Consider the following 22,420-nt stretch of genomic DNA (forward strand, 5'->3'; position numbering starts at 1 on the left):
GCTGCAACACACAGGAACCCTGCGCTTGCAGCAATTGGGAAACGGGTAAGAAAATCAGTTCGTTCCGAAGCGCACACGCGCTTTTTCGAGGAACACGGCCAGGCGGCGAATGGCTTCGCGCAAGTCGGCCTCGTGCGGCAGAAAGACAATGCGGAAATGGTCGGGTTCGGGCCAGTTGAAGCCCGTGCCCTGCACCAGCATGACCTTGGTTTCCTGCAGCACTTCGAGGAAGAACTGCTGGTCGTCCTTGATCGGGTAGATCTTGGGGTCCAGGCGCGGGAACATGTACAGCGCCGCCTGCGGCTTGACGCAGCTCACGCCCGGAATGGCGGTGATCAGCTCGTGCGCCAGGTCGCGCTGCACGCGCAGCCGTCCGCCCGCCTGCACCAGCTCGTCGATGCTCTGGTGGCCGCCCAGCGCCGTCTGCACCGCCCACTGGCCGGGCACGTTGGCGCACAGACGCATGTTGGACAACATGTTCAGGCCCTCGATGTAGTCACGCGCGGGCTTCTTGTCGCCCGACACCACCAGCCAGCCGGCGCGGTAGCCGCAGGAGCGGTAGGCCTTGGACAGGGAGTTGAAGGTCAGCGTCAGCACATCGGTCGACAGGCTGGCCATGGGCACATGCACCACGTCGTCGTAGAGCACCTTGTCATAGACCTCGTCGGCAAAGATCACCAGACCGTGCTCGCGCGCAATCTCGACGATGCTTTGCAGCAATTCCTTGGAATACAGCGCGCCCGTGGGGTTGTTCGGGTTGATGACCACGATGCCCTTGGTGCGCGGCGTGATCTTGGCGCGGATGTCTTCCAGATCGGGCATCCAGCCGTTGGCTTCGTCGCAGGTGTAGTGCACGGGCGTGCCGCCCGACAGGCTGGCCGCCGCCGTCCACAACGGGTAATCGGGCGCGGGCAGCAGCACTTCGTCGCCGTTGTCCAGCAGCGCATTGGTGGCCATCACGATCAATTCGGAGGCGCCGTTGCCCAGGTAGATGTCGTCCAGCGTCACGCCCTTGATGCCCTGGCGCTGGGTTTCATGCATCACCGCCTTGCGGGCCGCGAAAATCCCCTTGCTGTCCGAGTAACCCGCCGACGTCGGCAGATTGCGGATCATGTCCTGCTGGATTTCTTCGGGCGCATCGAAGCCGAACACCGCCAGATTGCCGATGTTGAGCTTGATGATCTTGTGCCCGTCTTCCTCCATCTGTTTGGCCGCGTCCATGATGGGACCGCGGATGTCGTAACAGACGTTGGCTAGCTTGGCGGATTTGTGGACGGTCTTCATGCGGGTAGGGTAGTTACTGCAGAACACGCCAAAGGGCATAGCCCCCTGGTGAAACCTATAATTTGACCACAGTTCCGCACTGCACCATGGCGCCCATGGGCATGGCGGCAGGCCACTTTTTTCACACCGGCGGCCCTGACGGGCAGTCGCTACCGAGCGCACCATGAAATTCCAACCCGAACGCTCCGACGCTCAAACCATCCGCGGCTACGGCCCTGGCTGGATTGCCATCGACCAGGACAAGATCAGCCACAGCCTGATCATCAGCGCCAGCGGCCTGCGCCAGGCCTGGGACTGCCAGCGCTTCGAAGACCTGACGCCCGAGCATTTCGCCCAGATCGCCGCCATCCCGGCCGAGTTGGTGCTGTTTGGCAGCGGCACGCGCAGCCGTTTCGTGCCGCCAGCCTGGCTGCAGCCGCTGATCGATCGGCAAATCGGCGTGGAAACCATGGACACGGCCGCGGCTTGCCGCACCTACAACATTTTGGCCAGTGAGGGAAGAAACGTGGTCGCAGCACTGCTACTGGAGTAATCCAGGTGTGCAAAATCAATTCAGGGTAAAATACCAGACTGCGGTTGGGGGCTGCATCAAAGCAATAACAGACCTTTGCCCTCAACTATTCAACGACTACACCCGAGAGATAGAAGCGCATGGCGATCGTTGTCAACAAACCACTCCCTGAATTCGAAGCCAATGCAACCGGCGGGATCAAGGTGTCCAACACCTCCCACAACGGCCAGATTGTGATTCTGTACTTCTATCCGAAAGACAATACGCCCGGTTGTACCACCGAAGCGATGCAATTTCGGGATAAGTACAAGGATTTTGTCAAAGCCGGAGCTGCCGTGTTCGGCGTTTCGCGTGACAACATGAAGTCGCACGACGATTTCAAGGAAAAGCTCGAGCTGCCCTTTGAACTCATCGCCGACACCGAAGAGAAAATGTGCCACATGTTCGGCGTGGTCAAGAACAAGATCATGTACGGCAAGAAGGTCAAGGGCATCGAGCGCAGCACCTTCCTGATCGACACCGACGGCATATTGCACCAGGAATGGCGCGGCCTCAAGGTGCCCGGTCACGTGGAAGAAGTGCTCAAGGCCGTCAAGTCCTTGAAGACACTGAAGAAAGAAGCCGCCTGATTTCAGGCCGCTACCTCTGTGGGGGCTGCAATTGCATGCAGCTGTCACAGAGCTATGCATAATGGAACGATGCCACCGAGCACCGCCGCACCATTGACTCCCAATCCCAAGCCGCCCCGGTCTCCGTGGCGGCTTTGTGCTTTTTGTTCTGTTGTTTTTTGATGGGTCCGCCGAATATGCCACTGCCTCCCGCCCCCAGCCGCCGCGCGGCCAAGCTCCCTCCTGAAGCCTTCAACCAGGTCGCGCAGCGCAAGAATGCGCTCTCGGACGTGGCCTTGGCCGAGCCCGACGAGCCATTGCACGTCGCCCCCGCCCCCGCCCTCAAAATCGCGGCGCCCGCCGCCCCACGCCGTCGCGCCGCGCCGGCACCTGTCGCCGCACCCGCCAGCCAGGCGGCCGCCCCCGCGCCCAGCGCCAAGCCCGTCGCCGCTCCCGCAGCCGCGCCGGCCGGCAACTTCGCCCGCGGCAACCGCCCAGCGGCCCCGGCGCCAGTGTCCGCCAAGGCCAGCAGCCCGACCCCGGCAGCCGCCGCGCCGGCCGGCCCCATGCCCGTGCGCCCGCGCAAGTCGCGTTCCGGCGTCACCACGCTGTTCGTGCTCGACACCAATGTGCTGCTGCACGACCCGTCCAGCCTGTTCCGCTTTGAAGAACACGACATCTTCCTGCCCATGGTGGTGCTCGAAGAGCTGGATGCCCACAAGAAGGGCATGACCGAAGTCGCGCGCAATGGCCGCCAGGTCAGCCGCAGCCTCGACGCCCTGGTCGCCGCCCAGGGCGACATCAGCCTGGACCAGGGCCTGCGCCTGAACGCTTCTGGCCAGCGCAGCGCCACCGGCCAGCTGTTCTTCCAGACCGGCGCGCTGGAGTCCCCCCTGCTGTCCAGCCTGCCGCAAAGCAAGGCCGACAACCAGATCCTGGGCGTCGTGGCAGCGCTGCGCAAGCAGCACAGCGGCCGCGAAGTGGTGCTGGTGTCCAAGGACATCAACATGCGCGTCAAGGCGCGTGCGCTGGGCCTGGCCGCCGAGGATTACCAGAACGACAAGGTCCTGGACGACGGTGATCTGCTGTATTCCGGCCTGATGGCCCTGCCCCTGGACTTCTGGACCAAGGCCGGCAAGGGCATGGAAAGCTGGAACGAAGGCCCTTACACCTGCTACCGGGTCACTGGCGCCATCGTGGGCCAGTTCATGATCAACCAGTTCGTCTACTACGAAGCACCGGGCGAGCCCAGCCTGTTCCTGCGCGTGGTCGAAATCCGCGACCGCACGGCCGTGCTCAAGACCCTGCGCGACTATGGCCATGCCAAGAACGCGGTCTGGGGCGTGACCACGCGCAACCGTGAGCAGAATTTCGCCATGAACCTGCTGATGGACCCGGAAATCGATCTGGTGACGCTGACCGGCACCGCCGGCACCGGCAAGACGCTGATGGCCTTGGCCGCGGGCCTGACCCAGGTCCTCGACGAGCGCCGCTACACCGAAATCATCATGACCCGCGCCACCGTCAGCGTGGGCGAGGACATCGGCTTCCTGCCCGGCACGGAAGAGGAAAAAATGGGTCCATGGATGGGCGCGCTGGACGACAACCTGGAATTCCTGGCCAAGGGCGACGGCGGCAATGCCGGCGAATGGGGCCGCGCCGCGACCAATGAGCTGATCCGCAGCCGCATCAAGATCAAGAGCATGAACTTCATGCGCGGCCGTACTTTCCTCAATAAGTACCTGATCCTGGACGAGGCACAAAACCTCACGCCCAAGCAGATGAAGACCTTGATCACGCGTGCCGGCCCCGGCACCAAGATCATCTGCATGGGCAATCTGGCACAGATCGACACGCCTTACCTGACCGAAGGCTCGTCGGGCCTGACCTACTCCGTCGACCGCTTCAAGGGCTGGCCGCACAGCGGCCACATCACCCTGGCGCGCGGCGAGCGTTCACGCCTGGCGGACTTCGCCAGCGAGGTGCTCTAAGCCATGGCCATCAGCTGGATCACCGCCTTGAAGCTGGTTCCCTGGGGCGACGTGATCGAAGCCACGCCCCAGGTGGTCAAGGCCGCCAAGGGCCTGCTGGGCAAGAAACCGCCAGCGACCGCCAGTGCGCCCGCCGCCACGCCTCAGGCGGCCAGCCACCTGAACGCTCCGCACAACGCGGGCGAGCAGGCCTTGCAGCTGATCCAGGCCCTGGAAGCGCGCACCCGCCAGCTCGAGCAGGCACAGCAGTTGTCGGCCGAGCTGATCGAACAGCTGGCCGAGCAGAATGCGCAGGTGGTGCGCACCGTCGACCTGCTGCGCACCGGCGCCCAGCGCCTGGCCTGGGCCTGCGTCGTGCTGGGCGTGGCCGTCATCGGCCTGGGCATTGCACTCTGGCGTGTAAGCTGAAGCTCCACGCCCCCAACAAAAAACGGCCCTCGGGCCGTTTTTTATTGGACGTCTTATCTGCTTTCATAACGCTTTCAGCACCCACAGCTTGTGAAACTGGCGTGCCCCAGCTCAGGGGCAGCGAGCAAGCGCCGCCGCGCAGCGAGGCTGCCGTCCCCCTCCACCGAAGGATGAGAGGGGGAAGCCGGGGCGGCCCATGCCGCGAAGCGGCTCAGGGGGTGCCTTAGAAATCATCGCCGCCCATGGCCAGATTCTCGAAGCGCGTCTGGTTCTTCTGGAAGAACAGCTTGACGGTGCCCGTGGGGCCGTTACGCTGCTTGCCGATAATGACTTCGGCGATATTGGGCTCTTTCGAGTCCTTGTTGTAGTAGTCGTCGCGGTAGATGAACATGATGATGTCGGCATCCTGCTCGATGGCGCCGGATTCGCGCAGGTCGGACATCATCGGGCGCTTGTCGGTGCGCTGCTCGACCGAGCGGTTGAGCTGCGACAGCGCAATCACCGGGCATTGCAATTCCTTGGCCAGCATCTTCAAGCCCCGCGAAATTTCGCCCAGCTCGGTCGCCCGGTTGTCCGAGCTCGCCGCCGAACCCGAGCCGCTCATCAGCTGCAAGTAATCGACCACGATCAGGCCCAGCTTGCCGCACTGGCGCGCCAGACGACGCGAGTTGGCACGCAGCTCGCCAGGCGTGAGGCCCGGGCTTTCGTCGATGTGCAGCGACACCGTGCGCAGCCGCTCGATGGCCTCGGTCAGGCGCGGCCACTCGTCGTCATTGAGCTTGCCGGTGCGCAGATTGCCCTGGTTCACGCGGCCGATCGAGCCCACGATACGCACGGCAAGCTGGGCGGCGCCCATTTCCATGGAGAAGATTGCGACCGGCAGGCCTTCGTTGAGCGCCACATGCTCGGCGATGTTCACCGCCAGCGCGGTCTTGCCCATGGAAGGACGCGCGGCCAGCACCACCAGGTCACCGGCCTGCATGCCCGACGTCATGCGATCCAGATCGGCAAAGCCCGTGGGCACGCCGGTCACGTCCATGGGGTTGTCGGCCATTTCCTGGACCCGGTCCAACAGGTCGACCACCAGGGTGTCCAGCGACTGGAAGCCCTGCTTGTTGCGCGCGCCTTCTTCGCCGATGGCGAAGATCTTGGACTCGGCCTCGTCCAGCACGCGCTCCACGGTCTTGCCCTGGGGGTTGAAGGCGTTGGTGGCGATGTCATCGCTGGCCGTGATCAGCTTGCGCAGGATGGAGCGGTCGCGCACGATTTCCGCATAGCGGCGGATATTGGTCGCGCTGGGCACGTACTGGGCCAGCTGGTTCAGATACAGCAAGCCGCCGATTTCCTCGGCCTTGCCCATGGTCTGCAGGTTCTCGTAGACCGTGATCACGTCAGCCGGCTTGCTGGCATTGATCAGCTTGCCTATGGCTTCATAGATCAGCTTGTGCTCGTGGCGGTAGAAGTCGCTGTCCGACAGCAGGTCACCCACCCGGTCCCAGGCGTTGTTGTCCAGCAGCAGACCGCCGAGCACGCTCGACTCGGACTCCATCGAATGCGGCGGCACGCGCAGCTGCGCGACCTGGCGGTCCGGCGGAGAAAAAGCATCATCGAGCTCAAGCGGCGGCATAACAGAGGACATGAATTTCCTTGGGGGCAAGCCCTCCATCCTAGCCGCTGTCGCGATGGCCGTCATCCTCGGCAAGCGTTGCACGCACGAGGGGAACGGCTATGGCTTGCACAGCCGGCGCGGATGGAAGCAAAAAACACAAAAGCCGCCCGAAGGCGGCTTTCGATCAGGGGACAAGCCCTTGATTAGGCAGTTTCGCCGTAGACCGAAACGGTCACGTCAACCACCACGTCGGTGTGCAGGGACACGCTCACGGTGGTGTCGCCAATGGTCTTGATGGGACCGTTGGGCAGGCGCACTTGCGACTTCACAACCTTGTAGCCTTGCTTGTTCAGCTCAGCCGAGATGTCGCTGTTGGTGACGGAGCCGAACAAACGGCCGTCAACGCCAGCCTTTTGCGACAGCTTGACGTTGCCGCCAGCCAGCTTTTCGCCTTCAGCCTGAGCAGCAGCCAGCTTTTCAGCGGCAGCCTTTTCCAGTTCAACGCGCTTGGCTTCGAACTGGGCCTTGTTGGCTTCAGTCGCGCGGCGTGCGGAGCCGGAAGGGATCAGGAAGTTACGGGCGTAGCCGTCTTTGACCTTGACGATATCGCCGAGGTTACCCAGGTTCACAACCTTTTCGAGCAGAATGATTTGCATGGTTCGGCTCCTTAGATCTTGTGCTGGTCGCTGTAAGGCACCAGGGCCAGGAAGCGGGCGCGCTTGATGGCGGTGTTCAGCTGACGCTGGTAAATGGCGCGGGTGCCGGTCAGACGTGCGGGCACGATCTTGCCGTTTTCGCCGATGAAATCGCGCAGCGTGTCGACGTCTTTGTAGTCGATTTCTTCAACACCAGCCACGGTGAAGCGGCAGAAGCGCTTGCGCTTGAACAGCAGCGACTGGGTGTTGCGCTTGGGGCGCTTGTCTTTGTTGAATTTCTTGAACGTGGCCATTGCTGGACCTCTTGAAAATTAATTTTGTTGAATATCCTGGATGTGCATCACCACTGTCTTGCTGTTGCGCGGGGTAGCGAGGAAGCCTTGAAACTTCCAGCTGCTGCCCGGTGCCTGACGAGCCAGACGCTCTGCCAGTGCACCAAAGGCCACCGCTTTGACAGCTGCCGTGACATTCCGCTGGGTACCTGCCTCTTGCTGCTGGGACTCGTGTTCGAGTCTCAGGTCCAGCGCAGGCAGTCCGGCGGGCGTGTAGCGCAGGGGTTGAACCTCAGCGATACAAGCGGTCAGGGCAACGTGGTTTTCCACTCCGTGGGTGCGATGTGACGCTGAGCTCAGGCCTGTTCGGCCTGGTTAGCCTTACGGGCTTCTTCGCGCTCGACAGTCTTCATCATCGAAGAAGGTGCAATATCAGCCTTCTTCTTTTGCACGGTCAGGTGACGCAGCACGGCGTCGTTGAACTTGAACGCGTGTTCCAGTTCAGCCATCACGGCTTGATCAGCTTCGATGTTCAGGCACAGGTAGTGGGCCTTGGCAAGCTTGTTGATCATGTAGGCCAGTTGACGACGGCCCCAGTCTTCTTCACGGTGCACCTTACCGCCGCCGGCGGTAATCATGCCCTTGTAGCGCTCCAGCATGGCTGGAACTTGTTCGCTTTGATCCGGGTGGATCAACAAAATGATTTCGTAATGACGCATGTAAACTCCCTTTTGGGTTGGGCCCCCCGCTGCGTCTGTAGCGGTGTGGCAAGGCAAAGTAGGCAATTATAGCCCCCCTTCCGCCAGCTTGTACACTCCCGGTCTGGAGATGCCCTTTCAAAAGCCAGGCCAGCCCATGGCCAGGCCTGAAAAGGGCCCACGCTACGCAAGCTGCGGATGCTGCTCTTGAATTACCACGGCAGACCCACATCTGCCATGCAATCGTTTTTACTTCTTATTCTTGAAGCCTATATCCATGCCTGAACAGAATCCTACAGCCCACCTTTCCCCGGCAAACGCTTCGCCCGAAGAAGTGGAGGCAGCAATGGCCGCCCACAGCGCCGACGAAATGGCCCGCCTGCAGGCCGAGCTCGCAGAGATCAAGGCCAAAAGTGCCGAGTTGGCGGACCAGTTCCTGCGCGCCAAGGCCGAAGCGGAAAACGCCCGCCGCCGCGCCGAGGACGAAGTCTCCAAGGCCCGCAAGTTCAGTATTGAAAGCTTCGCCGAGAGCCTGTTGCCCGTTTGCGACAGCCTCGACGCCGCCCTGGCCATCCAGTCGGCCACGCCCGAGCAACTGCGCGAAGGCGCGGACGCGACGCGCCGCCAGCTGGCTTCGGCCCTGGAACGCAACAAGGTTCAGCCGATTGATCCCGCGGCCGGCGACAAATTCGACCCCCACCTGCACCAGGCCATCAGTGTGGTGCCCGCCGAGCAGGCGCCCAACACCGTGGTGAACGTGCTGCAAAAGGGCTACCTGATTGCCGACCGCATCCTGCGCCCGGCCCTGGTGACCGTGACAGCGCCTAACTAGCTCGACTTGAACGGCGGTCTGCCGCCATGAAAAATTTCGGCGGCCTGGCTTGAAGCATCGCCAGCCCGCCACAAGTTATCAGCCATTCATATATTCAATATTACGGAGAAGAACATGGGAAAAATCATCGGTATCGATCTGGGAACCACCAACAGCTGCGTGGCTGTGATGGACGGAAACACGGTTCGCGTGATTGAAAACAGCGAAGGTGCACGCACCACGCCGTCGATCATTGCCTACCAGGAAGACGGCGAAATCCTCGTCGGTGCATCGGCCAAGCGCCAGGCCGTGACCAACCCACGCAACACCATCTACGCTTCCAAGCGCCTGATCGGTCGCAAGTTCGACGAGAAGGAAGTGCAGAAGGACATCGACCTGATGCCCTACACCATCACCAAGGCCGACAACGGCGACGCCTGGATTGAAGTGCGCGGCCAGAAGATGGCCCCTCCTCAAATCAGCGCCGAAGTGCTGCGCAAGATGAAGAAGACCGCCGAGGACTTCCTGGGCGAGCCCGTGACCGAAGCCGTCATCACCGTGCCGGCCTACTTCAACGACGCCCAGCGCCAGGCCACCAAGGATGCAGGCCGCATCGCCGGTCTGGATGTCAAGCGCATCATCAACGAGCCTACCGCTGCAGCCCTGGCCTTCGGCCTGGACAAGACCGACAAGGCCGATCGCAAGATCGCCGTGTATGACCTGGGTGGCGGTACGTTCGACGTGTCCATCATCGAAATCGCCGACGTGGACGGTGAAAAGCAGTTCGAAGTGCTGTCGACCAACGGCGACACCTTCCTGGGCGGCGAAGACTTCGACCAGCGCATCATCGACTTCATCATCAGCGAGTTCAAGAAGGAACAAGGCGTTGATCTGTCCAAGGACGTGCTGGCCCTGCAGCGCCTGAAGGAAGCTGCCGAAAAAGCCAAGATCGAACTGTCGAACTCGGCCCAGACCGACATCAACCTGCCTTACGTGACGGCTGACGCTTCGGGTCCCAAGCACCTGAACATCAAGCTGACGCGCGCCAAGCTCGAAAGCCTGGTCGACGACCTGATCGAGCGCACGATTGCGCCTTGCCGCATGGCCATCAAGGACGCCGGCATCTCGGTCTCCGACATCAACGACGTGATCCTGGTCGGCGGTATGAGCCGCATGCCCAAGGTGCAGGAAAAGGTCAAGGAATTCTTCGGCAAGGAACCCCGCAAGGACGTGAACCCCGATGAAGCCGTGGCCGTGGGCGCTGCCGTGCAAGGCCAGGTGCTGTCGGGCGACCGCAAGGACGTGCTGCTGCTGGACGTGACTCCCCTGTCGCTGGGTATCGAAACCCTGGGTGGCGTCATGACCAAGATGATCACCAAGAACACGACCATCCCGACGAAGTTCGCACAGACCTTCTCGACGGCCGACGACAACCAGCCTGCCGTGACCATCAAGGTCTTCCAGGGCGAGCGTGAAATCGCATCGGGCAACAAGATGCTGGGCGAGTTCAACCTTGAAGGCATTCCACCAGCAGGCCGCGGCGTGCCGCAGATCGAAGTGACCTTCGACATCGACGCCAACGGTATCTTGAACGTCTCGGCCAAGGACAAGGCGTCCGGCAAGGAAAACAAGATCACCATCAAGGCGAACTCGGGCCTGTCGGAAGAAGAGATCCAGCAAATGGTCAAGGACGCGGAACTCAACGCGGCCGACGACAAGAAGAAGCTGGCTCTGGTGCAGTCCAAGAACCAGGGCGAAGCCGCTGTGCACAGCGTGACCAAGAGCCTGACCGAGCACGGCGACAAGCTTGATGCCGCCGAGAAGTCGGCCATCGAAGCTGCCGTCAAGGAAGTGGAAGAAGCGCTCAAGGGCGACGACAAGGACGCCATCGACGCCAAGACCACGGCCCTGATGACCGTCAGCCAGAAGCTCGGCGAGAAGATGTACGCTGACGCGCAAGCCGCTGGCGGCGCAGAAGCCGCAGCAGCTGGCGCCGGTGCTGCTGCTTCGGGCCCCGCAGCGGCCGACGACGACAACGTGGTCGACGCGGAAGTCAAGGAAGTCAAAAAGGACTGATGCGGCAGGTCTTTAAAGACTGACCCGCCGCCGCGTCGCCCCGTGTTTACGGGGTGACGCGGCGTTCCTGTTCCAACCGGCTCAAAAAACAACATGTCCAAACGTGACTATTACGAAGTCCTCGGCGTTGCCAAGAACGCTTCGGACGATGAAATCAAGAAGGCTTATCGCAAGCTGGCGATGAAGCACCACCCTGATCGCAACCAGGGCGATGCGGCCGGCAAGTCGGAAGAAAGCTTCAAGGAGGCCAAGGAGGCCTACGAGATGCTTTCGGACAGCCAGAAGCGTGCGGCCTACGACCAGTACGGCCATGCAGGCGTGGACCCGAACCGCGGCATGGGTGGCGGCGAAGGCTATGGCGGTTTTGCCGAAGCTTTTGGCGACATCTTTGGCGATATGTTCAGCCAGGGTCAGGGGCGCGGCGGGCGCGCGGGCGGCGGACGCCAGGTCTACCGCGGCAACGACCTGAGCTACTCGATGGAAATCACCCTCGAGGAAGCGGCCAAGGGCAAGGACGCGCAGATCCGCATCCCTTCGTGGGACAGCTGCGACACCTGCCACGGCTCGGGCGCCAAGCCCGGCACCAGCGCCAAGACCTGCACCACCTGTGCAGGCCAGGGCTCGGTGCAGATGCGCCAGGGCTTTTTCAGCGTGCAGCAAACCTGCCCCCACTGCCGCGGCACGGGCAAGATCATTCCCGAGCCTTGCACCAGCTGCCAGGGCCAGGGCAAGGTCAAGCGCCAGAAGACGCTGGAAGTGAAGATTCCCGCGGGCATCGACGACGGCATGCGGATCCGCTCCACCGGCAACGGCGAGCCAGGCACGAATGGCGGCCCTCCGGGCGACCTGTACATCGAGATCCGCACCAAGAAGCACGACATCTTCGAGCGTGACGGCGACGACCTGCACTGCCAGGTGCCGGTGAGCTTCATCACGGCCGCCCTGGGCGGCGAGATCGAAGTGCCGACACTGGCCGGCAAGGCCGCGATCGACATTCCCGAAGGCACCCAGGCCGGCAAGCAGTTCCGTCTGCGCGGCAAGGGCATCAAGGGCATTCGCGCCAGCTACCCCGGCGATCTGTACTGCCACATCGTGGTGGAAACGCCGGTCAAGCTCACCGAGTACCAGCGCAAGCTGCTGCGCGAGCTGGAAGAGTCGCTGCAAAAGGGCGGCGGCCGCCACTCGCCCGGCGGCGAGAGCTGGACCGACAAGCTGAAGAAGTTCTTTAGTTGAAAGTATGAGGCACCCCCTGAGCCGCTAACGCGGCTTCCCCCTCTCATCCTTCGGTGGAGGGGGACGGCAGCCTCGCTGCGGGGCGGCCCTTGCTCGCTGCCCCCATGCTGGGCCGCGCCAGTTGCATGGGCTGCGCCGCCTCACCGATTCCTGCAAAGACCAGCCCCGCCTTCGAGCGGGGCTTTTTTTCATCCGGAGCGACCCGGGCAACAATCGCTGAAAAACATGTTTGTCATCGCGATTCACGATGACAAAGCGGCAATAATCGTTGAAAATACGTCTCTCTTCTCCTTTCGAGAAGCATTCAAGCCCCATGAAGAATTCAGAACGCAGTTTTGCCCGCCGCATCGATCTCACATCGCTGCAGTTGTTTGTGGCCGTCTGCGAATTGGGCAGCATCGGCCGCGCGGCCGAACGCGAATTCATCGCCGCCTCGGCCGTGAGCAAGCGCCTGTCCGACCTGGAAGCCGCCGTGGATACGGCCCTGCTCTATCGCCACAGCCGCGGCGTGACGCTCACGCCGGCCGGTGAAAGCCTGCTGCACCATGCGCGCACCGTGCTGTTCGGGCTCGAGCGCATGCAGGGCGAGTTGAGCGAGTACGCCGAAGGCGTGCGCGGCCATGTGCGCATGCACGCCAACATGTCGGCCATCCTGCAATTCCTGCCCGAAGACCTGGGCGCGTTCGCGCGCACCCACAGCCAGATCAAGATCGACCTGCAGGAGCGGCTGAGCCCCGAAGTGCTGCACGCCGTCCAGGAAGGCACGGCCGACATCGGCATCTGCACCCTGGGCACGGCCGGCGCGGGCGACTTGCAGACCCGCCCCTATCGCAGCGACCGGCTGATGGTGGTGGTGCCCGAAACCCATCCGCTGGCCGCCTACCCGTCCGTGGCCTTTGCGCAGGTACTGGACTGGGACATCGTCGGTCTGCAGGGCGGCTCCAGCATCAGCCTGGCCATGCGCGCCGCCGCCGCCCTGGCGGGCCAGCCGCTGCGCCAGCGCATCCAGGTCACCAGCCTCGACGCCATGTGCCGCATGATCGACAACGGCCTGGGCCTGGGCCTGCTGCCCGACCGGGCTTTTGCCTTGATGCACGGCGGCGGTCGCCTGCGCGCCGTGCGCCTGACCGACGCCTGGGCCGCGCGCGAAGTGCAGCTCGTGGCCCGCGATTTCGACGCCCTGCCCGTGACGTCACGGCTGCTGGTCGAACACCTGAGCCCCGCGCCGACGGCACTGGCCGAGCGCCTGGCCGCAGCCTAAAATTATCCTACCCACCGAAACCACAAATCCGAGAGAACGCCATGGGACGCACCCTGTACGACAAGATCTGGGACGAGCACGTCGTCCATACCGAAGAAGACGGCACGTCCATCCTCTACATCGACCGCCATCTGGTGCACGAAGTGACCAGCCCCCAGGCGTTCGAAGGCCTGCGCGTCGCGGGTCGCAAGCTCTGGCGCATCAGCTCGGTAGTGGCCACGGCCGACCACAACACGCCCACCACGGGCTGGGAGCTGGGCTACGAAGGCATTGCCGACCCGATCAGCAAGGAGCAGATCACCACGCTCAACGACAACATCGGCGAGTTCGGCTCGGCGGCCTTCTTCCCCTTCATGAGCAAGGGCCAGGGCATCGTCCACGTGATGGGTCCTGAGCAAGGCGCGACGCTGCCCGGCATGACCGTGGTCTGCGGCGACAGCCACACCTCGACCCACGGCGCTTTCGGCGCGCTGGCCCACGGCATCGGCACCTCGGAAGTCGAGCATGTGATGGCCACGCAGACCCTGCTGGCCAAGAAGGCCAAGAACCTGCTGGTGCGCGTGGACGGCAAGGCCTCTCCCGGCGTCCAGGCCAAGGACATCGTGCTGGCCATCATCGGCAAGATCGGCACGGCTGGCGGCACGGGCTACACCATCGAATTCGCGGGCCAGGCCATCCGCGACCTGTCCATGGAAGGCCGCATGACGGTCTGCAATATGGCCATCGAAGCCGGCGCGCGCGCCGGCCTGGTGGGTGTGGACGAGAAAACCATTCGCTACATCAAGGGCCGCCCGCTCGCGCCCACGGGACTGGAATGGGACCAGGCCGTGGCCTACTGGCAGACGCTGCAGTCGGATGCCGATGCGCAATTCGACGCCGTGGTCACGCTCGACGCCACGCAGATCGTGCCGCAGGTCACCTGGGGCACTTCGCCTGAAATGGTGCTGGGCATCGACGCCCGCGTGCCCGATCCGGACAAGGAAAAGGACAGCAACAAGCGCGGCGCCATCGAGCGCGCGCTGGCCTACATGGGCCTGGAGCCGGGCAAGGCCATCAACGACATCACCATCGACAAGGTCTTCATCGGCTCGTGCACCAACAGCCGCATCGAAGACATGCGCGAAGCCGCGGCCATGGTGCAAAAGCTCGGCCGCAAAGTGGCCAAGAACGTGAAGCTGGCCATGGTCGTTCCCGGCTCGGGACTGGTCAAGGAACAGGCCGAGCGCGAAGGCCTGGACCTGATCTTCAAGGCCGCGGGCTTTGAATGGCGCGAACCCGGCTGCTCGATGTGCCTGGCCATGAACGCCGACCGCCTCGAGCCCGGCGAGCGCTGCGCTTCGACGTCGAACCGCAACTTCGAAGGCCGTCAGGGCGCGGGTGGCCGCACCCACCTGGTCAGCCCGGCCATGGCTGCCGCGGCCGCCGTGCACGGCCATTTTGTCGACGTGCGCCGATTCACCTGATTGGGGAGAAAAGCGATGAGAAAAGCTGCTGCACTGTGCCTGGTCGCGCTGGCCTTCACGCTCACCGGCTGCAACACCGTCCAGGGCATGGGCCAGGACGTACAGCGCGCCGGCAATGCCATCGAGCGCGCCGCCCGCTGAGGCCGCCCCACCCGAACCGAAAAGAATTCCTTCCATGCAAAAATTCACTGTGCACCAAGGCCTTGTGGCCCCCATGGACCGCGAGAACGTCGATACCGACGCCATCATTCCCAAGCAGTTCCTCAAGTCGATCAAGAAGACCGGCTTTGGCGTGAACCTGTTCGACGAATGGCGTTATCTGGACCACGGCGAGCCCGGCCAGGACCCGGCCAGCCGCAAGCCCAACCCCGACTTCGTGCTGAACCAGCCGCGCTTCCAGGGTGCTTCCATCCTGATCGCGCGCAAGAACTTCGGCTGCGGCTCCAGCCGCGAGCACGCCCCATGGGCGCTGGACCAGTTCGGCTTTCGCGCCATCATCGCGCCCAGCTTTGCCGACATCTTCTTCAACAACTGCTTCAAGAACGGCCTGCTGCCCATCGTGCTGCCCGAAGCCACGGTGGCCGAGCTGTTCGACGCCGTCAAGGCCTTCCCCGGCTACCAGCTGACCATCGACCTCGAGCGCCAGGTGGTGGTCCATCCCCAGGGCCAGGAAACGCCGTTCGAAGTGAACGCTTTCCGCAAGTACTGCCTGCTCAACGGTTTTGACGACATCGGACTGACCCTGCGCCAATCCGACAAGATCAAGGCCTTCGAAGCCCAGCGCCTGGCAACCAAGCCCTGGCTGGCCCATACCCTGGTGCAAGGCTGATCGCACCCAATGAACGGCTGGGCACGCGGGTGAGACCGGCGTGCCCAGCCCTGTTTTACATCTCCACAGAGAACTCTCATGAAAATTGCAGTCTTGGCCGGTGACGGCATTGGCCCGGAAATCGTCGCGGAAGCCGTCAAGGTGCTCAACGCCCTCGACCTGGACTTCGACATGGAATCGGCCCTGGTCGGCGGTGCCGCCTACGCCGCCACGGGCCACCCCCTGCCCGAAGCCACGCTGAAGCTGGCCATGGAATCCGACGCCGTGCTGTTTGGCGCCGTCGGCGACTGGAAGTACGACACGCTGGACCGCCCCCTGCGCCCCGAGCAGGCCATCCTGGGCCTGCGCAAGCACATGGGCCTGTTCGCCAACTTCCGCCCGGCCATTTGCTACAAGGAACTGACCCACGCTTCCAGCCTCAAGCCCGAGCTGGTCGCCGGCCTGGACATCCTGATCATCCGTGAACTCACGGGCGACATCTACTTCGGCCAGCCCCGCGGCCGCCGTATTGCCACCGACGGCCATTTCCCCGGCGCCGAGGAAGCTTTCGACACCATGCGCTACTCGCGCCCCGAAATCGAGCGCATCGCCCATGTGGCTTTCCAGGCCGCGCAAAAGCGCAGCAAGCGCGTGACCAGCGTGGACAAGGCCAATGTGCTCGAGACTTTCCAGTTCTGGAAGGACGTGGTCACCGAAGTCGGCAAGGAATACCCCGACGTGCAGCTGGACCACATGTATGTGGACAACGCTGCCATGCAGCTGGTCAAGGAACCCAAGCGTTTTGACGTGGTGGTCACGGGCAATATGTTCGGCGACATCCTGTCGGACGAAGCCTCCATGCTCACCGGCTCCATCGGCATGCTGCCTTCGGCCAGCCTCAACTCCAAGGGCCAGGGCCTGTACGAACCCAGCCACGGCAGCGCGCCCGACATCGCCGGCAAGAACATCGCCAACCCGCTGGCGACCATCCTGTCGGCGGCAATGATGCTGCGCTTCAGCCTGAACCAGGAAGCCGCGGCCCAGCGCATCGAAGCCGCCGTGCAGGCCGTGCTGGCCCAGGGCCTGCGCACGCCCGACATCTGGAGCGAAGGCACGACCCGCGTCGGCACCGTGGAAATGGGCGATGCGGTGGTGAACGCACTGCGCTGAACGCGCCAGGCGCCGCAAGGCGCCACCAGCCCACAAGGCAGCCAGCAGTGGCTGCCTTTTTTTTGCCCTGAGATTGCAGGAAAAGCGCAGTGACCGAGGGCTTGTAGGCGGCCGTCTATAAATAGTTCAAAGCTATTGACCCGTTGATTTCAAAAAAATAACCTCATCACTCACTCACAGGCCGCGCGCCGCATCCGCGGTGCATGCCGACCCGCAACTTCCAGGAATTGCCATGACCACCACCCTCGCCCATCCCGACACACGCCAGGACGGCAGCGCCAGCCGCTGCGTCGATACGCCGGACCACGCCGCCAGCGCACAGGCCACGCCCGCCACGAACGCACTGAATGCGACGGCGACCGGGCCGGGCGCGCTCCTGGCCTGGCTGCAGGACTCGGCGCAGACAGTGCGCTCAGCCGTCACCACCCTGCGGGAAGAAGCCAGCCAACATCTCGCCGCCCACAATGGGACGACCGCCAAGGCCATCGCGCTCGGCAAGATCACGCTGCAGCACCTGTCCACCGCCGCCGAGGAAGTGCACTCCTTCCTCCTCGCGGAAACGACCCAGACCCTGTTGAGCAACACCGTGGACAGCTGTATTGCCCTGTCGAACAAGGCGTTCCAGACCATTGCGCAGCCGCTGGCCAAACTGCCAGCCCAGACCTCCGACGCCAGCGACTTCGTGCTGAAATGGGCCGCCACCGCCATCCCTGGCAGCCGGGTACTGTGTTCCGTGGCGCTGACCAAACTGCAAGACCTGGGCAGCACCCTGTGGCAGGTGTATCAGAAGACCGGCACCGATGGCACGGAAAAATCGCCCACCATTTCGGATTTCAGCGCATTTGTCGACCGCCCCGCCGCAAAGCACAGCAGCGCTACAACCCCTGGCTCGACCACGGCAAAGACACCCGATGACCCCGGCCTCGATCCGGGCCATGCGCTGCCACCCCTGACGCAGCGGGACTCCATGGGCGCGACTGGCGACACCTACATGTACAACGATGAGAACCTGCAGCCCTCGCTGACCCGATGGATGTCGCAAGACCTGCCCCTGCCCCCCACGGAAACCGCGCGCTGCATGGGAATCTGCGAAAGTTTCGAAGGCGCCACCGCGCCCCTCCTCTGATCCACCCTGGTCGGCAGCAGGGGAACCCTCGCCGAATGGCGGGGGAATCCATTACAATGCGCGGCTATGTTTGCCGCCCACACCCGCTTGGTCCCGATGACAGCTGCCCCCCTGGCAGCCGTGGCTGCGCGCGCAACCATCATTACGACGATTAAAGGCTGACCCAGCCCGGTTCGTCGCGCGCCCTCTCCCGGCCAGACGAGCCGGGACCCCAGTCTGGTCGAACACTGTTTCTTAAACCAAAAGGGCGTTGAAAATGAGCAAGTTGGTAGGTTTGGTGGGCTGGCGCGGCATGGTCGGCTCGGTGTTGATGGACCGTATGCAGGCCGAAGGTGACTTCGATCTGATCGAACCCATTTTTTTCTCCACCTCGAATGCCGGCGGCAAGGCTCCGGCCATGGCCCGCACGCACACCACGCTGCAGGATGCCAACGACATCGCAGCGCTGGCCCGTTGCGACATCATCATCACCGCCCAGGGCGGCGACTACACCAAGGCCGTGTTCGGCCCGCTGCGCGCATCCGGCTGGCAAGGCCACTGGATTGACGCGGCTTCGTCGCTGCGCATGGAAGATGACGCCGTCATCGTGCTCGACCCCGTCAATGACGACCTGATCCAGTCCAAGCTGGCCGCGGGCGGCAAGAACTGGATCGGCGGCAACTGCACCAACTCCATCCTGCTGATGGGCCTGGGCGGCCTGTTCAAGGCCGGTCTGGTCGAATGGGTCAGCTCCATGACCTACCAGGCGGCATCGGGCGGCGGCGCCAACCACATGCGTGAACTGCTCAAGGGCATGGGCGTGGTGCATGCGGCCGCGGCCGACGCGCTGGCCACGCCGGCTTCGGCGATTCTGGACATCGACCGCCAGGTGGCCCACACCATCCGCAACGACGTGCCCACCGAATACTTCGGCGCGCCCCTGGCCGGCGGCCTGATCCCCTGGATCGACGTGCAGCTGCCCAACGGCCAGTCCAAGGAAGAATGGAAAGGCCAGGCCGAAGTCAACAAGATTCTCGGCACGGCGTCCGTCATTCCGGTCGACGGCCTGTGCGTGCGCATCGGCGCCATGCGCTGCCACTCGCTGGCGCTGACGATCAAGCTCAAGCAGGACCTGCCCCTGGCCGAGATCGAAGCCCTGATCCAGTCGGGCAACCCCTGGGTGAAATTTGTCGCCAACGACCGCGCGGTCACCGTGAAGGAACTCACTCCCGCCGCCGTGACCGGTGGCCTGGAAGTGGCCGTGGGCCGCGTGCGCAAGCTCAACATGGGCCCTGAATACCTGTCGGCCTTCGTCATCGGCGACCAGCTGCTGTGGGGTGCTGCCGAGCCGCTGCGCCGCATGCTGCGCATTCTGCTCAAGTAAGCCACGCCCTTCTTGCGGGCCGCAAACGCCCCCTGGACTGCAATCCGCGGCCCAGGGGGCGTTTTCTCGTTGTCTCAAGACAACATCTGGCCCGCCCGCCAGGCGCCGGCCGCTGCCTGCCCTGTCAGGTGTTGGACAATGCCCTCTGTCACCTTGGCTTGTCACTGCTATGCATTGCTGCTAAGGTCATTTTCTACATTGACGCGCAAAGCACCGGGCAGGGATTCTTCATGAGAACAACTATGCCGCTCGCCCGGGCTGCACAACCATAAAAGCTGACGCAACCATGCATCGTTGGAAACTCTCTGCACTGGCCGCTGCGGCCCTTGTCTCTGTCAGCCTGACGGCCACCGACGCCTGGGCCCTGGCACTGGGGCGCATCAACATGCAGTCGGCTTTGGGCGAGCCTTTGCGCGCTGAAGTCGAACTGCCCCAGATCACGGCCGCCGAAGCCGACAGCCTCCAGGCCAATATCGCCACGCCGGCCGTCTTCCGTGCCCAGGGCATGGAGTACTCGACCACGGCCAGCCAGCTCAAGGTCCAGCTGCACCGCCGCCCCGATGGCTCGGCCGTGCTGCGGCTGAGCAGCGCGCAACCCATCAACGAACCGTTTGTCGACCTGGTACTCAACGCCACCTGGGGCGCCGGCCAGGTCGTGCGCAGCTACACCCTGCTGCTCGACCCTCCCGCCTTGCGCCGCCCGGCGCCAGGCGTGACGGCAGCCCCCCAGGCCGCCATGCCGGCAGCGCCCGCCGCCGCAGCGCCTTCGCCCGCCCCTGCGGCCGCTGCAACGCCTGCGCCCGCCGCTGCCCGCAGCCCCGCCTCCGCGCCAGCCCCCGTGGCGCAGCAAGCCCCCAGCGCCCGCACGGCGGCCGCGCAGACGGTGCGCGCCGGCGACACGGCAGGCCGCCTGGCCAGCGCCCATCGCCCGGCTGGCGTCTCGCTGGACCAGATGCTGGTGGCCATGCTGCGCGCCAACCCCCATGCTTTCATCAGCGGCAATGTGAACCGCATCAAGGCCGGTGCCGTGCTGCAAATCCCCGACCAGGCGACGGCGCAAGCCACCCCGGTCAGCGAAGCCAGGCAAATCGTCGCCGCGCAAAGCCACGACTTCAACCAATACCGCCGCCAGCTCGCTGGCGCAGCGCCCATGGCCACGGTGGAGACGGCCAAGCGCAGCGCCAGCGGCAACGTCGAAGCCCAGGTCGAGGACAAGAAGCCATCCACCGCAGCGCCCGACAAGCTCACCCTGTCCAAGGGCGCGCTCGAAGCCAGCAAGAACGCCGATGAACGCCTGGCCCAGGACAAGCAGGCCCAGAGCCAGTCCGAGCGACTGGCCGAGCTCTCGCGCAACCTGACGGAACTCCAGCAAGTCTCGGGCGCCGCCGCGACCACGGCGGCGGGAACGCCTGCCGCCGGTACGCCCGCAGCCGGTACGCCCGCGACGCCAGCGGCCGCAGGCGCCGCGCCCGCCGCCGGCATGGAAGTGAGCACCAGCGCGGCAGCCGCTCCCGCGGCCGCCGAAGCCGCGCCCGCGACCCCGGCCCCCGCACCTGCCCCCGCCGTGGCCTCCGTCACCCAGGCCCCACCGGCAGCCGCCCCGGCCCCTGCGCCAGTGGAAGAGTCCGGCTTCATGGACTTCCTGGGCGAAGACCCGATCCGCCCGCTCGCCGGCGCCGGCCTGCTGGCCCTGCTGCTGGGCTATGCCGGCTACCGCGTGGCGCAGCGCCGCCGCCAGCAACGCGACCTGCAGGGCGACAGCCAGTTGCCGACCGACTCCTTCTTTGGCGCCGGCGGCGGCCAGCGCGTCGATACTGCGCACAGCCAGTTCGGCAGCGGCACGTCGATGGCCTATTCGCCCAGCCAGCTCGATACGGGCGGCGAAGTCGATGCCGTGGCCGAAGCCGATGTCTACCTGGCCTATGGCCGTGACCTGCAGGCCGAAGAGATCCTGAAGGAAGCCCTGCGCAGCCAGCCGGACCGCATTGCGGTGCACCAAAAGCTCGCCGACATCTATGCCAAGCGCCAGGATCGCAAAGCCTTCGAAGCCGCGGCCCAGGCCGTGCTGGCCCTGACCCAGGGCCAGGGCGCGGATTGGCGGCATCTGGCCGAACAAGGCCGCCAGCTCGATCCAGGCAACCCCCTGTACCAGAATGATGCCCACGCCGCGCCTGGCGCGGACAGCATTTTCCCCAGCACCCAGCCCGCCGCCGACGAAGCTGCGCTGGCACCTGTCGCCATGGCCGCGGCAGCCGGTGCCGCGGCAGTCGGCGTAGCCGGGGCCTTGGCGGCCTCGGCACTGCAGGACCAGCGCACCGAGCCCTCCTTGCCACCCGGCCTGGACCTCGATCTGGATCTGGACCTGCCCGGCGGCCTGGCCGACCAGGCGAGCGCAGTGACTGCGCCGCAAAGCCTGCCTCAGCACTCGCCCAACGACATCGATTTCGAAGCCATAGAGCCCACCTGGAAGCTGCCGGCCTCCACGGACGCCGAGGCAGAGGCAGAGGCCGCGCCCGAAGCGCTGGCCGCGGATTTTCCGGCGATCTCCCCCGAGTTGCCGGAACTGGCGGCGCCGTCAGACGACACCAGCGCGACACAAGCCCGCCAGGATCCGCCCACGGCACCCGCAGACGCTCCCGCCCAGCCTCCTGCGGCCGATGCGCCATGGTCTGGCCAGGCCATGGAGTTCAGCCTGGACAGCGATGCCGCGCCGGCGCCAGTCGCGCCCGCCGAGCCTGCCATCCCGGCCCCCGCGGCGGCACCCGAAGTGGCACCCGCAGCTGCGCCCGCTTTTGACTCCCTGGAATTCGATCTGAGCAACCTGTCGCTGGACCTGGGCGATACCCCGCCCGCGTCACTGTCGCAAAGCAGCCAGGCTGCCGCCGAAGACCCACTGGCCACCAAGCTGGCGCTGGCCCAGGAATTTGCTGCCATCGGCGACAGCGAAGGTGCTCGCACCCTGATCGAGGAAGTGGTCGAAGAAGCCCACGGTGAACTCAAAGCCCGCGCCCAGCGCCTGCTCTCTGAAATAGATTGATGTTTTTTTTGATGACAAGCCCGGCGCCGCGCGCG

21 protein-coding genes are annotated in these 22,420 nt (G+C 64.3%); 15 read left to right on the forward strand and 6 right to left on the reverse strand.

Features of this window, described 5'->3' with window-relative positions; all coding sequences use genetic code 11:
* Positions 1–54: 54 nt before the first annotated feature.
* Positions 55–1,284, reverse strand: a complete 1,230-nt coding sequence (locus tag N0K08_RS01915; RefSeq protein WP_261498298.1) for a pyridoxal phosphate-dependent aminotransferase — start codon at positions 1,282–1,284, stop codon at positions 55–57.
* A gap of 163 nt (positions 1,285–1,447) precedes the next feature.
* Here N0K08_RS01915 and N0K08_RS01920 point away from each other — a divergent pair, with 163 nt between their 5' ends.
* The 4 genes from N0K08_RS01920 (at position 1,448) to N0K08_RS01935 (ending at position 4,802) form a co-directional block, all read left to right on the forward strand.
* Positions 1,448–1,816, forward strand: a complete 369-nt coding sequence (locus N0K08_RS01920) for an Mth938-like domain-containing protein (protein WP_261498299.1) — start codon at positions 1,448–1,450, stop codon at positions 1,814–1,816.
* Positions 1,817–1,935: 119 nt separating this feature from the next.
* Positions 1,936–2,424: a peroxiredoxin gene (locus tag N0K08_RS01925; protein ID WP_261498300.1), complete on the forward strand. Its 489-nt coding sequence runs from the start codon at positions 1,936–1,938 to the stop codon at positions 2,422–2,424.
* Positions 2,425–2,600: 176 nt separating this feature from the next.
* Positions 2,601–4,394: a PhoH family protein gene (locus N0K08_RS01930; RefSeq protein WP_261498301.1), complete on the forward strand. Its 1,794-nt coding sequence runs from the start codon at positions 2,601–2,603 to the stop codon at positions 4,392–4,394.
* A 3-nt stretch (positions 4,395–4,397) separates the two neighbouring features.
* On the forward strand, positions 4,398–4,802 hold the full coding sequence (locus N0K08_RS01935) for a hypothetical protein (protein ID WP_261498302.1): 405 nt from the start codon (positions 4,398–4,400) through the stop codon (positions 4,800–4,802).
* Positions 4,803–5,025: 223 nt separating this feature from the next.
* Here N0K08_RS01935 and dnaB read toward each other — a convergent pair whose 3' ends face one another.
* The 5 genes from dnaB to rpsF all read right to left on the reverse strand — a co-directional run bounded on the left by dnaB (position 5,026) and on the right by rpsF (position 8,058).
* A complete protein-coding gene (gene dnaB / locus N0K08_RS01940; RefSeq protein ID WP_261498303.1) occupies positions 5,026–6,441 on the reverse strand; it encodes a replicative DNA helicase in 1,416 nt (471 codons plus the stop codon).
* A 173-nt stretch (positions 6,442–6,614) separates the two neighbouring features.
* The gene (gene rplI / locus N0K08_RS01945) at positions 6,615–7,067 is read right to left on the reverse strand and encodes a 50S ribosomal protein L9 (RefSeq protein WP_261498304.1); all 453 of its coding nucleotides are present in this window, start codon (positions 7,065–7,067) and stop codon (positions 6,615–6,617) included.
* An 11-nt stretch (positions 7,068–7,078) separates the two neighbouring features.
* On the reverse strand, positions 7,079–7,360 hold the full coding sequence (gene rpsR / locus N0K08_RS01950) for a 30S ribosomal protein S18 (protein ID WP_012207026.1): 282 nt from the start codon (positions 7,358–7,360) through the stop codon (positions 7,079–7,081).
* 18 nt (positions 7,361–7,378) lie between these two features.
* Positions 7,379–7,669 carry a primosomal replication protein N gene (priB, locus tag N0K08_RS01955; protein WP_261498305.1) on the reverse strand — a complete coding sequence of 97 codons (291 nt, stop codon included), beginning with the start codon at positions 7,667–7,669 and terminating at the stop codon, positions 7,379–7,381.
* Positions 7,670–7,695: 26 nt separating this feature from the next.
* Positions 7,696–8,058: a 30S ribosomal protein S6 gene (gene rpsF, locus N0K08_RS01960; RefSeq protein ID WP_261498306.1), complete on the reverse strand. Its 363-nt coding sequence runs from the start codon at positions 8,056–8,058 to the stop codon at positions 7,696–7,698.
* A 256-nt stretch (positions 8,059–8,314) separates the two neighbouring features.
* Between rpsF and grpE the strand changes: the two genes are divergently transcribed.
* The 11 genes from grpE to N0K08_RS02015 all read left to right on the forward strand — a co-directional run bounded on the left by grpE (position 8,315) and on the right by N0K08_RS02015 (position 22,385).
* Positions 8,315–8,869: a nucleotide exchange factor GrpE gene (gene grpE / locus N0K08_RS01965; protein ID WP_261498307.1), complete on the forward strand. Its 555-nt coding sequence runs from the start codon at positions 8,315–8,317 to the stop codon at positions 8,867–8,869.
* 114 nt (positions 8,870–8,983) lie between these two features.
* Positions 8,984–10,924, forward strand: coding sequence for a molecular chaperone DnaK (gene dnaK, locus N0K08_RS01970; RefSeq protein WP_261498308.1), 1,941 nt, complete (start codon positions 8,984–8,986; stop codon positions 10,922–10,924).
* Between the two features lie 93 nt (positions 10,925–11,017).
* On the forward strand, positions 11,018–12,157 hold the full coding sequence (dnaJ, locus tag N0K08_RS01975; protein ID WP_261498309.1) for a molecular chaperone DnaJ: 1,140 nt from the start codon (positions 11,018–11,020) through the stop codon (positions 12,155–12,157).
* Between the two features lie 313 nt (positions 12,158–12,470).
* Entirely contained in the window at positions 12,471–13,418 is a 948-nt protein-coding gene (locus N0K08_RS01980; protein ID WP_261498310.1) for a LysR family transcriptional regulator, read from the forward strand.
* 41 nt (positions 13,419–13,459) lie between these two features.
* On the forward strand, positions 13,460–14,881 hold the full coding sequence (leuC, locus tag N0K08_RS01985) for a 3-isopropylmalate dehydratase large subunit (protein ID WP_261498311.1): 1,422 nt from the start codon (positions 13,460–13,462) through the stop codon (positions 14,879–14,881).
* Positions 14,882–14,896: 15 nt separating this feature from the next.
* Positions 14,897–15,022 (forward strand): entericidin A/B family lipoprotein, encoded by a 126-nt coding sequence (locus N0K08_RS01990; protein ID WP_261498312.1) that lies wholly within the window; start codon positions 14,897–14,899, stop codon positions 15,020–15,022.
* Between the two features lie 34 nt (positions 15,023–15,056).
* Positions 15,057–15,710 carry a 3-isopropylmalate dehydratase small subunit gene (gene leuD / locus N0K08_RS01995; protein WP_261498313.1) on the forward strand — a complete coding sequence of 218 codons (654 nt, stop codon included), beginning with the start codon at positions 15,057–15,059 and terminating at the stop codon, positions 15,708–15,710.
* Positions 15,711–15,788: 78 nt separating this feature from the next.
* A complete protein-coding gene (leuB, locus tag N0K08_RS02000; RefSeq protein ID WP_261498314.1) occupies positions 15,789–16,859 on the forward strand; it encodes a 3-isopropylmalate dehydrogenase in 1,071 nt (356 codons plus the stop codon).
* Positions 16,860–17,091: 232 nt separating this feature from the next.
* Positions 17,092–17,985, forward strand: a complete 894-nt coding sequence (locus tag N0K08_RS02005) for a hypothetical protein (protein WP_261498315.1) — start codon at positions 17,092–17,094, stop codon at positions 17,983–17,985.
* A 256-nt stretch (positions 17,986–18,241) separates the two neighbouring features.
* Complete coding sequence (asd, locus tag N0K08_RS02010; RefSeq protein ID WP_261498316.1) at positions 18,242–19,348, forward strand: aspartate-semialdehyde dehydrogenase; 1,107 nt, start codon at positions 18,242–18,244, stop codon at positions 19,346–19,348.
* Between the two features lie 286 nt (positions 19,349–19,634).
* Positions 19,635–22,385, forward strand: coding sequence for a FimV/HubP family polar landmark protein (locus tag N0K08_RS02015; protein WP_261498317.1), 2,751 nt, complete (start codon positions 19,635–19,637; stop codon positions 22,383–22,385).
* The last annotated feature ends 35 nt before the right edge of the window (positions 22,386–22,420 follow it).

The sequence above is a fragment of the Acidovorax bellezanensis genome, from assembly GCF_025421555.1.
Classification (GTDB): Bacteria; Pseudomonadota; Gammaproteobacteria; order Burkholderiales; family Burkholderiaceae_C; genus Comamonas; species Comamonas bellezanensis.

Bases quoted from the DNA above. Each gene is read 5' to 3' on its own strand.
- N0K08_RS01915 (WP_261498298.1), bottom strand. From the start codon at position 1,284: ATGAAGACCGTCCACAAATCCGCCAAGCTAGCCAACGTCTGTTACGAC.
- N0K08_RS01920 (WP_261498299.1), top strand. From the start codon at position 1,448: ATGAAATTCCAACCCGAACGCTCCGACGCTCAAACCATCCGCGGCTAC.
- N0K08_RS01925 (WP_261498300.1), top strand. From the start codon at position 1,936: ATGGCGATCGTTGTCAACAAACCACTCCCTGAATTCGAAGCCAATGCA.
- N0K08_RS01930 (WP_261498301.1), top strand. From the start codon at position 2,601: ATGCCACTGCCTCCCGCCCCCAGCCGCCGCGCGGCCAAGCTCCCTCCT.
- N0K08_RS01935 (WP_261498302.1), top strand. From the start codon at position 4,398: ATGGCCATCAGCTGGATCACCGCCTTGAAGCTGGTTCCCTGGGGCGAC.
- dnaB (WP_261498303.1), bottom strand. From the start codon at position 6,441: ATGTCCTCTGTTATGCCGCCGCTTGAGCTCGATGATGCTTTTTCTCCG.
- rplI (WP_261498304.1), bottom strand. From the start codon at position 7,067: ATGCAAATCATTCTGCTCGAAAAGGTTGTGAACCTGGGTAACCTCGGC.
- rpsR (WP_012207026.1), bottom strand. From the start codon at position 7,360: ATGGCCACGTTCAAGAAATTCAACAAAGACAAGCGCCCCAAGCGCAAC.
- rpsF (WP_261498306.1), bottom strand. From the start codon at position 8,058: ATGCGTCATTACGAAATCATTTTGTTGATCCACCCGGATCAAAGCGAA.
- grpE (WP_261498307.1), top strand. From the start codon at position 8,315: ATGCCTGAACAGAATCCTACAGCCCACCTTTCCCCGGCAAACGCTTCG.
- dnaK (WP_261498308.1), top strand. From the start codon at position 8,984: ATGGGAAAAATCATCGGTATCGATCTGGGAACCACCAACAGCTGCGTG.
- dnaJ (WP_261498309.1), top strand. From the start codon at position 11,018: ATGTCCAAACGTGACTATTACGAAGTCCTCGGCGTTGCCAAGAACGCT.
- N0K08_RS01980 (WP_261498310.1), top strand. From the start codon at position 12,471: ATGAAGAATTCAGAACGCAGTTTTGCCCGCCGCATCGATCTCACATCG.
- leuC (WP_261498311.1), top strand. From the start codon at position 13,460: ATGGGACGCACCCTGTACGACAAGATCTGGGACGAGCACGTCGTCCAT.
- N0K08_RS01990 (WP_261498312.1), top strand. From the start codon at position 14,897: ATGAGAAAAGCTGCTGCACTGTGCCTGGTCGCGCTGGCCTTCACGCTC.
- leuD (WP_261498313.1), top strand. From the start codon at position 15,057: ATGCAAAAATTCACTGTGCACCAAGGCCTTGTGGCCCCCATGGACCGC.
- leuB (WP_261498314.1), top strand. From the start codon at position 15,789: ATGAAAATTGCAGTCTTGGCCGGTGACGGCATTGGCCCGGAAATCGTC.
- N0K08_RS02005 (WP_261498315.1), top strand. From the start codon at position 17,092: ATGACCACCACCCTCGCCCATCCCGACACACGCCAGGACGGCAGCGCC.
- asd (WP_261498316.1), top strand. From the start codon at position 18,242: ATGAGCAAGTTGGTAGGTTTGGTGGGCTGGCGCGGCATGGTCGGCTCG.
- N0K08_RS02015 (WP_261498317.1), top strand. From the start codon at position 19,635: ATGCATCGTTGGAAACTCTCTGCACTGGCCGCTGCGGCCCTTGTCTCT.